The 12,136-nt window shown below is 59.1% G+C and carries 12 protein-coding genes; 5 read left to right on the top strand and 7 right to left on the bottom strand.

The genetic code is table 11. The annotated features are described in order from the left end of the window. Nucleotides 1–45 precede the first annotated feature (45 nt). The 6 genes from ACNFCJ_RS14015 to ACNFCJ_RS13990 all read right to left on the bottom strand — a co-directional run bounded on the left by ACNFCJ_RS14015 (nucleotide 46) and on the right by ACNFCJ_RS13990 (nucleotide 5,390). A complete protein-coding gene (locus ACNFCJ_RS14015) occupies nucleotides 46–525 on the bottom strand; it encodes a helix-turn-helix domain-containing protein (RefSeq protein WP_033989492.1) in 480 nt (159 codons plus the stop codon). Between the two features lie 6 nt (nucleotides 526–531). Continuing rightward, the gene (locus ACNFCJ_RS14010; protein WP_232015663.1) at nucleotides 532–1,710 is read right to left on the bottom strand and encodes a tyrosine-type recombinase/integrase; all 1,179 of its coding nucleotides are present in this window, start codon (nucleotides 1,708–1,710) and stop codon (nucleotides 532–534) included. 397 nt (nucleotides 1,711–2,107) lie between these two features. Beyond that, nucleotides 2,108–2,905: a cyclic nucleotide-binding domain-containing protein gene (locus ACNFCJ_RS14005; RefSeq protein ID WP_416771950.1), complete on the bottom strand. Its 798-nt coding sequence runs from the start codon at nucleotides 2,903–2,905 to the stop codon at nucleotides 2,108–2,110. A 105-nt stretch (nucleotides 2,906–3,010) separates the two neighbouring features. Continuing rightward, entirely contained in the window at nucleotides 3,011–3,283 is a 273-nt protein-coding gene (locus ACNFCJ_RS14000) for a TfoX/Sxy family protein (protein WP_416771948.1), read from the bottom strand. A 106-nt stretch (nucleotides 3,284–3,389) separates the two neighbouring features. After that, complete coding sequence (locus ACNFCJ_RS13995; RefSeq protein WP_143506257.1) at nucleotides 3,390–3,734, bottom strand: pentapeptide repeat-containing protein; 345 nt, start codon at nucleotides 3,732–3,734, stop codon at nucleotides 3,390–3,392. Between the two features lie 93 nt (nucleotides 3,735–3,827). After that, entirely contained in the window at nucleotides 3,828–5,390 is a 1,563-nt protein-coding gene (locus ACNFCJ_RS13990; RefSeq protein WP_416771947.1) for an AAA family ATPase, read from the bottom strand. A gap of 114 nt (nucleotides 5,391–5,504) precedes the next feature. On the opposite strand from ACNFCJ_RS13990, the gene mrcB reads away from it, so the two are divergent. The 3 genes from mrcB (at nucleotide 5,505) to ACNFCJ_RS13975 (ending at nucleotide 8,900) form a co-directional block, all read left to right on the top strand. Then, nucleotides 5,505–7,823 (top strand): penicillin-binding protein 1B, encoded by a 2,319-nt coding sequence (gene mrcB / locus ACNFCJ_RS13985; protein WP_179544114.1) that lies wholly within the window; start codon nucleotides 5,505–5,507, stop codon nucleotides 7,821–7,823. A 67-nt stretch (nucleotides 7,824–7,890) separates the two neighbouring features. Beyond that, a complete protein-coding gene (locus tag ACNFCJ_RS13980; RefSeq protein ID WP_143506266.1) occupies nucleotides 7,891–8,571 on the top strand; it encodes a tetratricopeptide repeat protein in 681 nt (226 codons plus the stop codon). After that, nucleotides 8,571–8,900, top strand: a complete 330-nt coding sequence (locus ACNFCJ_RS13975; RefSeq protein WP_416771946.1) for a YqcC family protein — start codon at nucleotides 8,571–8,573, stop codon at nucleotides 8,898–8,900. The genes ACNFCJ_RS13980 and ACNFCJ_RS13975 overlap by 1 nt, the downstream gene beginning before the upstream one ends. Before the next feature lie 18 nt (nucleotides 8,901–8,918). On the opposite strand, the gene ACNFCJ_RS13970 is transcribed toward ACNFCJ_RS13975, so the two are convergent. Continuing rightward, nucleotides 8,919–9,353 carry a DUF4124 domain-containing protein gene (locus tag ACNFCJ_RS13970; RefSeq protein WP_416771945.1) on the bottom strand — a complete coding sequence of 145 codons (435 nt, stop codon included), beginning with the start codon at nucleotides 9,351–9,353 and terminating at the stop codon, nucleotides 8,919–8,921. Between the two features lie 402 nt (nucleotides 9,354–9,755). On the opposite strand from ACNFCJ_RS13970, the gene ACNFCJ_RS13965 reads away from it, so the two are divergent. Both ACNFCJ_RS13965 and ilvN read left to right on the top strand, forming a co-directional pair. Continuing rightward, complete coding sequence (locus ACNFCJ_RS13965) at nucleotides 9,756–11,480, top strand: acetolactate synthase 3 large subunit (protein ID WP_416771943.1); 1,725 nt, start codon at nucleotides 9,756–9,758, stop codon at nucleotides 11,478–11,480. A 1-nt stretch (nucleotide 11,481) separates the two neighbouring features. Beyond that, complete coding sequence (ilvN, locus tag ACNFCJ_RS13960; protein ID WP_003462832.1) at nucleotides 11,482–11,973, top strand: acetolactate synthase small subunit; 492 nt, start codon at nucleotides 11,482–11,484, stop codon at nucleotides 11,971–11,973. Nucleotides 11,974–12,136: the final 163 nt, after the last annotated feature.

Genomic DNA, 12,136 nt, shown 5'->3' with positions numbered 1-12,136 from the left:
AAGCGACCGCCACAAAGCTTGCAGTCCACGATAAGCGGCGGGCGCTTAGTCGTTCTTGATTTTTCCTGCATGGAGGTGCGATACCTTGGGGCCTACAATTTCTTCATCTGCGATGTTTTTGAGCTGCTTTGCACGGGAGGGCTTTGTGCGCTTGCCTTCACTCGGTACAGAGACAGCACCGTCGGAAGGCCGCTCCTCCACAACATCACTCCCTTGCCGTTGAAGTCGAATGACACCGTATCTGAACGGTTGTAGACGGCTTCTAAGCTCCTCGACAAACTCCTCAGATGCATCGGTGACATTGGTCTCAAAGAGATCGCCAGGGAGGCACTGCAATTCATTGCAGATAGCCTCTATCATCGAAAGACTCAGCGAAACATCGTCGGATCGAAATTTTCGACTGAGGGCGGTTCTGGTAATTTGCCATCCCTGGTTTTCAGTGAGCCGCTGAGCCATTTCCTCGAAGGTGTTTATGCCTGAGTCCTTCATCAGGACTTCCAAGCGATTGCCCAGCTTTATTTTCATTTATTTTCAATCCTCATCATCAAAAAAGCTGCTGAACAGGTTGAGCGGGGCATTTGCCTCGTTCGCGGCATCCAGCGGCGCAGGGTGGTAGTACCCTAGCGTTGTGTAGAGGTTTTTGTGTCGCATATATTTCTGCGCCACCTCTGCCGAGAAGACGCCAACCATATTGGTGCAGCCGGTATGCCTGAGAATATGCGGTGTCAGCTTATGGTGCATGAGCCCAGCTTTGACCGCCATGCTGTTAAGGCGAGTTCGGAAAGCGTTGGGGTTGATGACGCCACCGCGCTCACTGGGGAAAAGGAGATTGACAGTCGCATACTCTTTGTCGTCGTAGCGGCATAGCCCGTTCCCAGAATTTTTCCGGCGGAGGAGAATTTTTTGCCGAATGCTTGACAGATACCACATGAGCAGTTCGTAGATCTCAGGTTCACGCATCGGGATAGTTCCAGTGGAATCATTTTTCCCGGTGATGGTAAGAGTTCCGAAGTTCTGGAATGCCTTCATTCTCGGATCGTAGCTGGCCTTGAAATCATGCAGCTGAATGGTAACCAACTCTGATACGCGTAGAGCAAAATGGATTGCTATATGAAACATCACGCGATCACGTTGCAGCGGCAGGAGGGACTTACTGCGACTCGCATATGCTGCCTTGATATCGAAGGCAAACTGTTGGTCGATAGCATCAATTTCAGTCGGCGTCAGAGCCCAGGCTTTGGGACGGGCAGCATTTAATTTATGCCGCTTGACTGCAATACCATTTTCTTCTGTTACGAACTTGACTGGGCGGACCTTGAAGGTCGCCTGGATTTCATTGACCCGCTCCATATCGAGCATATAGGCCTGGAAGGAGCGCCAACCCGCACAGTAGACAGCCACCGTGGAAGGGGCCAGCTGCTGGCCGTCCTTGCTCATGCGCGACTCGAAGAAGCGGCTGACGTGGACGGGCTTGAGTTCCCAGGGGGCGACCTGAGCGTGGTTCAGCAAGCGGAAGAGATTGGAGGAGTGAGACTCGACGCTTTTCTTCTTCAATCCGTCCAGATGGAGGAGCTGGGCCTCCCAGTCACGGATCAGGTTGGTAGCGTACACCAGTGCTTCGCCGCCCAAGAAGCTCAGGCTGCGGGCATTGCCGACTGTTCGGCCACTCTGCTTAGTGGCTGAACTATTGGCTGTGCGCTTTAGGTTCACTACGTTCTCCATGCGCACAAACGTAGCCTAAGCGGCTCATTCGTGCAAGATTTGCACGAACAAATTTTAGCTCGGCTCGCTTCAGCTCATGGATTTTTGGAAAAAGCTCCTGAGCGTGCAAATCCTGCACGATAATAGTGGTGATATTGGATATAAAAAAAGACCCGGCAAGAGCCGGGTCAATAACCGTGATTAGCCTGATGAGGAGATAATCTGAAGAGTCCGACTGAATGGTCTCTTTAGCTTATCGGCTGATCTCGCGACCAGTTGAGGTAATAATAACAATTCTCATTTCATAGTCAACGCCCTTTTGAGAATTTTTCTCAGAAAGTTTTTGCCGGGCTCAGAAATGCAAAACCCCGGCGATGGCCGGGGTTGGTCGAGAACAAATGAAGGCTCAGGATTCGCCGGGCAGGCGCAGCTGAGTCACTTCCTTGTTCAGCAGGTCGATGCGTCGGGCCATGCTCTCGATCAGGCTGTGAGCGATGCGCGGGTTGCTCTGCATCAGGCTGAGGAACTGCTCCTTGGGGATGACCATGACCGTGCAAGGTTCGCTGGCGACCACCGTGGCGCTGCGCTTTTCGCGCGTGAACACTGCCATGGCACCGAAGATTTCGTCCTTCTGCACGTCACCGACCTTCTGGCCGTCGACGTAGGCCTCGGCGTGGCCCTCGATGATGATGAACACGTGGTCGGCTTCATCGCCCTGGTGGATCAGTTCCTCGCCGGCCGCAAAATGCTGGAAGCCAGTCGCCGGACGGATCTCCGGTTGTTTCAGGCGCGCCAGTGCGTCGGACAGCAGGGCAGTATGGCCGATCAGGTATTGAATGAACTGTTCCTGGCGCTGCTCGCTGGCATAGATGTGTTGGAACACTTCACTGCGCGAATAGGGAATCAGGCTGATGGGTTCTTCACTGCTGTAGCGGCAGGACGGCAGGTCGATGCCTTGGCGCAGGCCGACCAGATCGCCTTCCTGCAGATAGAACAACGGGCGCTCGTCGACCAGCGCATGCAACAAGCCGTTCTCGATGATGAATAGCTGATTGCCAGGCAGTGCCTGGGCCAGGTCATCGACACGTTCCAGGCGCAGTGGCTCACCCGCGGGTTGCAGCCCTTCCAGCAGCTGAGTGGGGATACTCTGTAGGCGATTGATCAACTGATCGGCGTAGGCCGGTTGCTCCCCGAGTAAATACATAACCGTAATTCCTTGAACTGGCTGGGCTGGCTGACCACACGAAGGTCCCTGAAACAATAGGCTGTGCGGCTCTTCGAGTAAATCACCTTGCACTGGTGTTGTGAGCTAGCTCTTGTTGTGGCTCTGGGCTTCGTCCAGCTTGCCGTTCAGTTCGGCCTTGTGCGCCGCTGGCAACTTACTCCAATGCACATCGAGCAGCGCGCCCTCGATGGCGTAAAGCAGCACCTTTGAGGCACGAAAGCCACGCGCCCTGACCGCGCGATAGGCGCCGACAGCGCCGTAGCGGCGCAAGTCGTTAGCGCTGTGAATACCCACAGCGTGCAGCCACTGTGCCGAGGTCTTGCCCAGGTTCTTCAGGTGTTGCAGTTCGTCGTTCATCGGGCCTCCATGCGTGCGGGTGAAAGGTTCACGTTGGCGTGCCTGCCAAAAAGCGTAGCGGCCAATTGCCTGGACCTGAGTGGCGCATACCGTGGTGTGTGCGCTGCTACTTGGTGCGATAACGCAGGCGCGTGCCGAAATTCACCGACATGAGAATTTCATCGGCGGTCAGTTCGACGGGAAAGTAGGCGCCGGAGATCTGTGCGTGGGCCAGGCTGGCGCCTTCGATCTTGGCGTTACGGAAGTCCAGGCCGCGCAGGTCGGCGCCGCGAAAATAGGCGTCGATGAAGTTGATCGCGTCGGTGTCCATATTGCGCAGGTCGAGCCCGCGAAAGTCGCCGCCAGACAGGTCGACTTCGACCCCCTTGGGCTTCTGCGCATTGAAGCCCTTCACGTCGTCGTTATGCAGGAGGTGGTAGAGCGGATGATCAAGCTGGCGTGGCTGGCTCATGGCAGATACCGGTGGTGGTCTCACCGGCAGTATAGAAGCCCTGCCAGGGTTTGCCTGGCAGGCTGAAGACATGGGTCAAGGGTGCGACGATGCTCAGATCCCTGGCAGGCGCTGGCGAATACGTTCGACCAGGCTGTCCAGGCTTGCACTGTCATGCGTGTCGACGCGCTTGCTGTGGCTCTGCTCCTCGTCGTCGAGCGGTTCGCGGCTGGTTTGCTGGGCCTGGATCACGTCCAGCGTCGCATCGGACGGGTCCTTGCCTTCGTTCTGGCGCTGCTCCAGCCAACTGGCAATGACGGCTTGCGGCGCATGGCAGTCGAGAATCAGGAACGGCACACCAGTCTCTTCGGCGACTTCGCTGGCAGCCTGGCGTTGAGCTGACTTGAGATAGGTTGCGTCGATAACCACGGGAAAGCCTGCCAGTAGTGCCTGGCGCGCCAGTTGGTGCAGGCGCTGGTAAGTCGCCTGGCTGGCGTCGGTGCTGTAGATGCCGGCGCTTAACTGGTCCTTGGCTTCGGCACTTTGCTCGCCGAACAGGCGCTTGCGCTCGATGTCGGAGCGCAGGCGAATGGTGCCCAGCGCTTCGACCAGGCGCATGGCGACATGGCTTTTACCTACAGCCGATACGCCATGGGTGATGGCCAGGAAGGGCGATGGAATGGCGCTGTAGCTCTCCGCCAGAGCGGCGTAGCCACGGTACTGGCGCAGGATCACCGCTCGCTGCACCGAGTCCTGTTCCTGACCCAGGCGGAACAACGCGACTTTGCCACGAACCATGGCGCGGTAGGCCTTGTAGAAATTCAGCAGTTGCAGGGCTGCATAGTCGCCGGTGCGCTCCAGCCAGCCGCTGATGAAGCGGCGTGCCAGGCACTTGAGGCCGCGGTCTTCTAGGTCCATCGCGAGGAAGGCGATATCGGCGGTGACGTCGGTAAAACGGAAGGGTTCGTTGAACTCGATGCAGTCGAACAGCACTACGTGACCGTCGATCTGAGCGGCGTTGCCCAGGTGAATATCACCGTGGCATTCGCGGATGAAACCCTGTGTCTTGCGTTCGTTCAGCAGTGGTTGCAGGCGTTCGTAGCTGGACTGAGCCCAGGCCTCGAGGGCGTCGAGTTGCTGCAGGTCTGCCTGCTCGCTGAGCATCGGACGAATCTGCTCGAAATTTTGTTGTACCGGAACCATTACCGCTTCGGCAGTGCCCAGCGGATGATCCTGCGGTACCTTCGGTGCGTTCAGGTGAAAAGTGGCGATCTGCTCGGCCAGGGCGTCGATATGGGCGTCGTTCAGTTCGCCGCGGGCCTGAATAGCGCTGAGCAGTTGCTCCTGCGGGAACTGACGCATTTTCAGCGCATATTCGATGGCAGGCGTACCGCGGTCGAGGCTGGGTGCGTCTTCACTGCCGCTGATCGGCAACACGTCCAGATACAAATCCTTGGCCAATCGCTGGTTGAGGCGCAGCTCTTCTTTGCAGAAATGACGGCGTGCATCGAGCTCGGTGAAATCGAGAAAACCGAAGTTGACCGGTTTTTTGATCTTGTAGGCGTATGGGCCAGTGAGCAAAACCCAGGAAATGTGGGTCTCAATGACCTGAAACCCATCCACAGGGTGCGGATACAGGGCCGGGTTCTGCAATGCGGCAATCAGGGCTTGGCTCACGTTCGATCCTTGTTCTAGACGCTGTTCGAGCTGGGCATTATGGCCGCTGTGAGCTGCTCTGCAAACCATCCGGGCGGCCTGCTGGCCCCTATGTAAAGTGCGTATAATCCCGCCATGACTCGAAAACGCTCCCCCCGCTCAAACAAAAAATCCCGCTCGTCCGGCATGCGTCCCTGGCTTGCATGGGGCCTCAAGCTCGGTCTGGTTGGCCTGGTGATCCTTGCTGGATTCGCCGTTTACCTCGATGCCGTGGTGCAGGAAAAATTCTCCGGCAAGCGCTGGACCGTGCCCGCAAAAGTCTACGCCAGACCGCTGGAGCTCTTCGTGGGCCAGAAATTGGCCAAGGATGACTTCCTGCGCGAACTCGACGCCCTGGGCTATCGCCGTGAAAGCACGGTCAATGGACCTGGCGCGGTATCGGTGGCGGGTAACAACATCGAACTTAACAGTCGCGGCTTTCAGTTCTACGAGGGCGCCGAGCCCGCACGGAAAGTCCGGGTGCGCTTCTCTGGCGATTATGTGGCCGGGCTTACCCAGGCCGATGGCAGCAATCTGGCGGTGGCGCGGCTTGAACCGATGCTGATTGGCGGGCTTTACCCGGCGCACCAGGAAGATCGCATTCTGATCAAGCTGGATCAGGTGCCGGCCTATCTGATCGATGCATTGGTGGCGGTCGAGGATCGCGACTATTTCGAACACTTCGGCGTATCGCCCAAGGGTATTGCCCGCGCGCTGTGGATCAACGCCTCCTCCGGTCGCCTGGTGCAGGGCGGCAGCACCCTGACCCAGCAGTTGGTGAAGAACTTCTACCTGACCAACGAGCGTACCCTGCTGCGTAAGGGCACCGAAGCGATGATGGCGGTGCTGCTGGAGCTGCATTACGACAAGCGCGAGATTCTCGAAGCCTATATGAACGAGGTGTTCCTCGGTCAGGACGGTCAGCGCGCCGTGCATGGCTTCGGTCTCGCCAGCCAGTACTTCTTCAGTCAGCCGGTATCCGAACTGAAGCTGGAGCAGGTCGCGTTGCTGGTGGGCATGGTCAAAGGCCCCACCTACTTCAACCCGCGGCGCAATCCCGAGCGTGCGCTGGCGCGCCGCAATCTGGTACTCGACCTGCTTGCCGAACAAGGCTCGATCACCCCCGAAGAAGCCGCGACGGCCAAACAGAAGCCGCTCGGCGTGAGCGCGCGCGGCAGCATGGCTGACAGCTCGTTCCCGGCGTTCCTCGACCTGGTCAAGCGTCAGTTGCGTGAGGATTATCGTGAGCAGGATCTGACCGAAGAAGGCCTGCGCATCTTCACCAGTTTCGATCCGATTCTGCAGCTCAAGGCTGAAGAGGCGCTGGCCGAGACGCTCAAGCGCCTGGCCGGACGCAAAGGCGTAGATGAAGTGCAGGCCGGTATGGTCGTGACCAACCCCGAGACCGGGGAAATTCAGGCATTGATTGGCAGCCGTCAGCCGCGGTTTGCTGGCTTCAACCGAGCGCTGGACGCCGTGCGGCCGATAGGTTCGCTGATCAAACCGGCGATCTACCTGTCGGCGCTGGAGCGTCCCAGCCAGTACACCCTGACCAGTTGGCTGGAGGATGAACCCTTCTCCATCAAGGGGCAGGACGGCCAGGTCTGGACGCCGCAGAACTATGACCGCAAGGCTCACGGCACCATCTACCTGTATCAGGGGCTGGCGCACTCCTACAACCTGTCTACGGCCAAGCTCGGCCTGGAGATCGGCGTGCCCAATGTGCTCAAGACTCTCGAGCGATTGGGCGTCGAGCGCAAGTGGCCGGCCTATCCGTCGATGCTGCTCGGTGCTGGGGCTCTGACGCCGATGGAAGTGGCAGGCATGTACCAGACCCTGGCCAATGGTGGTTTCAACACGCCGTTGCGCGGCATTCGCAGCGTATTGACTGCTGACGGCGAGCCGCTCGGGCGCTATCCATTCAAGATCCAGCAACGTTTTGATCCGGGAGCCATTTACCTGGTGCAGAACGCCATGCAGCGCACCATGCGTGAAGGCACGGGGCGTTCGGTGTACAGCCAACTGCCCAGCTCGCTGAATCTGGCGGGCAAGACCGGCACCAGTAACGACTCGCGTGACAGCTGGTTCGCTGGCTTCAGTCAGGATCTGCTGTCGGTGGTGTGGCTGGGGCGCGATGACAATGGCCCAACCCCGCTGACCGGTGCGACCGGTGCGCTGCAGGTCTGGACCGGCTTTATGCGCAAGGCTGATCCCCTGCCGCTGGATATGCCGATGCCGGACAACGTCACCCAGGCTTGGGTGGATCGTCAGACGGGTCTGGGCTCGGCTTCGGGCTGCCCGAATGCGGTACAGATGCCTTATATTCGCGGCAGTGAACCTGCCCCGGGCTCCGCTTGCGGTATCCAGGCACCCGTCGAGTCGGTGATGGATTGGGTCAAGGGTTGGTTGGAATAACGGCCGAGTCGAGTGGCTCGGTGTTACCTGAAGAGGATTGGATGTGAACAAGAAGTGGCTTGCCACGATGCTGGCAACAGCGGTTCTGAGTGGTTGCAGTACGGTGCCGCAGGGTTCGATTCCGGTGATCGATGCCGGCTCTCCGCTATCGTCGGGTGGTTCTGGTCCGTCGACCAGCCAAGCCCCCGCAGCTACGCCGCAGCGTATTGAGGAAGACTCCGGGGTTGTCGTGATGGTGCCGCAGGGTGCGGTCTCCACGCCGCTGCAGACAGACTCACAGCCGATCACCTCCAGTGGCGGCCTGACCTTTGATCCACCCGTGAGCAGTCAACCTTCTGCGCCGAGCCAAGGCAGTTTTGGTTCCTCGGCACCGAGCGTGCCCAGTGGCATTCCCAGCGGCGGTGGCCTGGCGGCCGACGAGCAACTGGATGGACCGGTTCTCGCGCTGCTGACCACTGCTCAACAGCAGCAGGGCGGTGGCGATCTGAATGGTGCCGCCTCCAGCCTGGAGCGTGCCCAGCGCATCGCACCGCGTGAGCCGCAGGTGCTCTACCGCCTTGCCGAGGTACGTATGGCTCAAGGCGATGCAGCGCAGGCCGAGCAACTGGCACGTCGTGGTCTGACTCAAGCCAGTGGCCGCCCGGCACTGCAGGCCAGCCTGTGGGATCTGATTGCCCGCGCTCGCGAGGGGCAGGGTGATCCCGCTGGTGCTGCCCAGGCCCGTGAGCGCGCACGAGTCAATCTCTGATGGATGCTCGCGTGAGCGCACTGGCCGAACACTTGCTGCTGATCGAGCGTGAGTTGCGTGTGCTGGGTTGGTGGCAGGAGGAAGCGCCCAGCGCCGAGGCCCTTGCCAGCCCGGAGCCGTTCTGTGTCGATACGCTGACGTTCGAGCAATGGCTGCAGTGGATTTTTCTGCCGCGAATGAAAGTGCTACTGGAAAGCGGCGCTGCCTTGCCGTCGGTGTCGGGTATTCAGGCGATGGCCGAGATGGTCTATCAGCAGCAGCCGGGCATTGCGCGCCGGCTGCTTGAACTCCTCGGCGAGTTCGATCGACTGATCACGCGCACGCCCTGATGGCGTGCACGTAGTCCATTACTTGCAGCTTTCCGTGATGGACTTCTTCAGCTCCGCGATGCGCTCCTGGCGCTCATCTTCGCCAATACGGCGCAGCTCGCCACCATCTTCAATCCTGACTCGTGGATTGTTTTCCAGCTGAGCCAGATTGGTGCGTGCTGTCTCGCAGTACTGCTTACGCTCGGCTTCCTGCTTCGCCACATCTTCCTTGACCTTCTTGTCGATAGCCGCCTGTTCGGGGTCGAGCTGTTCATCGAAACTGGGTGCCGGCTCACTGGGTGCCGGTCGGGGAGGTGGTGCTGCAGTATTGATGGTCGTGGCCTGTTGGCCCTGCGGAGGTTGCGCGCCAAAGTGGGGCACGCCTTTGTCATCTACCCACTTGTACACCTGGCTGGCCATGGCGGACGTGCTCAACGCGAGCATCAAGGTGCCAGTAAGAATCATGTGGCGCATGCTGTTTCCTTTATCGAGAGCGGCGGTGCTGATGGTTACTATAACCAAAAGCCGGCAATCTTCATCCTGCGCTGCGTCACAGCAGCAGGTTGAATAATAGGTTAGCCATCGCTTGACTTGCCCTCGCCGAACCCGAACAATTCAGCCTGCCCCCGTAGTGGAGTCCGCCGCAAGCGTCCTTCAGCTCGGGGAAAAGAGGCGCTACCCGCGCCGAACCGTGACACCCGCTACGCGTTACCTCGCGCTGGGAGGGCCAGCCCCGCAAGACCATGGGCTGCTCCGTTACTCGTCAAGCTGATGTTTCGAATCCACGATCACCGTCGTGCGTGTCCGCTGACAGTAAGAACCTACTTAGGGCTGCCCGTTGGCGGGTGGCATACTGGCGTTCAAGAGGTGAACAACGTGGAGCTTTTATCCGGCGCTGAAATGGTCGTCCGCTTCCTGCGTGACGAAGGCGTTAAGCATATCTATGGGTACCCTGGCGGTGCTCTCCTGCACATTTACGATGCCCTGTTCAAAGAACCGGAAGTGACTCACATCCTGGTGCGTCATGAACAGGCAGCGACCCATATGGCTGACGGCTATGCCCGCGCCACCGGCAAGGCCGGTGTGGTGCTGGTGACCTCTGGCCCTGGCGCGACCAATGCCATCACCGGTATTGCGACTGCCTACATGGATTCCATTCCGATGGTGGTGATCTCCGGCCAGGTGCCGAGCGCCATGGTCGGCACCGATGCCTTCCAGGAAACCGACATGGTCGGTATTTCCCGCCCGATCGTGAAGCACAGCTTCATCATCAAGCACCCGTCGGAAATCCCCGAGGTGCTGAAGAAGGCGTTCTATCTCGCCGAGTCCGGTCGTCCCGGTCCGGTCGTGGTCGACATTCCGAAAGACATGGGCGATCCGACCCAGAAGTTCGAATACGTCTATCCGAAGAAGGTCAAGCTGCGCTCCTACAGCCCGGCGGTACGTGGTCACTCCGGCCAGATCCGCAAGGCGGCCGAGATGCTGCTGGCCGCGAAGCGTCCGGTCATGTACTCCGGCGGTGGCGTGATCATGGGCGGTGCCTCTGCGCCGCTTACCGAGCTGGCGCAGATGCTCAACCTGCCGGTGACCAACACCCTGATGGGCCTCGGTGGCTATCCGGGTACCGACCGCCAGTTCATCGGCATGCTCGGCATGCACGGCAGCTACACCGCCAACCTGACCATGCACCATGCTGACGTGATTCTGGCCGTCGGTGCGCGCTTCGATGACCGCGTGATCAACGGTGCGGCCAAGTTCTGCCCCAACGCCAAGATCATTCACATCGACATCGATCCGGCTTCGATCTCCAAGACCATCAAGGCTGACATCCCGATCGTTGGCCCGGTGGACAGTGTGCTGAGCGAAATGGTCGCCATCCTCAAGGAAATCGGCGAAACCCCGAACAAGGACACCGTTGCCAGCTGGTGGAAGCAGATCGAAGAATGGCGCGGTAGCGGCCGTTTGTTCCCTTACAACGAGGGCGACGGTTCGATCATCAAGCCGCAGACCGTGATCGAAACCCTGTGCGACGTGACCAAGGGCGATGCTTTCATCACCTCCGATGTGGGTCAGCACCAGATGTTCGCGGCGCAGTACTACCGCTTCAACAAGCCCAATCGCTGGATCAACTCCGGCGGCCTGGGCACCATGGGCTTTGGTTTCCCGGCTGCGATGGGCATCAAGCTGAACTTCCCGGATGCTGATGTGGCGTGCGTCACTGGCGAGGGCAGCATCCAGATGAACATCCAGGAGCTGTCGACCTGCCTGCAGTACGACCTGCCGGTTAAGATCGTTAACCTGAACAACGGTGCTCTCGGCATGGTCCGCCAATGGCAGGACATGCAGTACAACAGCCGTTATTCGCACTCCTACATGGAGTCGCTGCCGGACTTCGTCAAACTGGCCGAGGCTTATGGCCACGTCGGCATGCGCATCACTTCGCTGAAGGACCTCAAGCCCAAGCTGGAGGAAGCCTTTGCCTTGAAGAATCGCCTGGTGTTCCTCGACATCGCGGTGGATTCCAGCGAGCACGTCTATCCGATGCAGATCAGAGACGGTGCGATGCGTGACATGTGGCTGAGCAAGACGGAGCGGACCTAAGATGCGACACATCATTTCCCTGCTGCTGGAAAACGAGCCGGGCGCCCTGTCGCGCGTGGTTGGTCTGTTCTCCCAGCGTAACTACAACATCGAAAGCCTCACCGTTGCGCCAACCGAGGATCCGACGCTGTCGCGCCTGACCCTCACCACCGTTGGGCAGGATGAGGTGATCGAGCAGATCACCAAGAACCTCAACAAACTGGTCGAGGTAGTCAAGCTGGTCAACCTGTCGGAAAGCGCCCATATCGAGCGCGAGCTGATGCTGGTCAAGATCAAGGCCACTGGCGCTCAGCGTGCCGAGGTCAAGCGTACTACCGACATCTTCCGCGGCCAGATCGTGGATGTGACCAGTAGCGTCTACACCGTGCAGTTGACCGGTACCAGCGACAAGCTGGATAGCTTTATCCAGGCCGTTGGCACTGCATCGATCCTGGAAACTGTACGCAGTGGCGTCACCGGTATCGCGCGTGGCGACAAGGTACTGAGTATCTGATCGTCATGGTGAAAAAAGCCGCCTGAACCAGAGCGTGTGAAAACGCACTGATGCCAGAAAAATCCAACGCCCCGACTGGTTCGGGGCGTTGGTGTTTTTGATGCTTGGAAATGGAAAGCGGGATTTACCCCAACAGCTCGATCAACCGACGGGCACCCATCAC

Origin of the sequence: Pseudomonas sp. NY15364, from assembly GCF_048068235.1 — a bacterium.
Classification (GTDB): domain Bacteria; phylum Pseudomonadota; class Gammaproteobacteria; order Pseudomonadales; family Pseudomonadaceae; genus Aquipseudomonas; species Aquipseudomonas mendocina_D.
The sequence above is the reverse complement of the archived record's forward strand: the minus strand, read 5'-3'. Positions and strand labels throughout refer to the sequence as shown.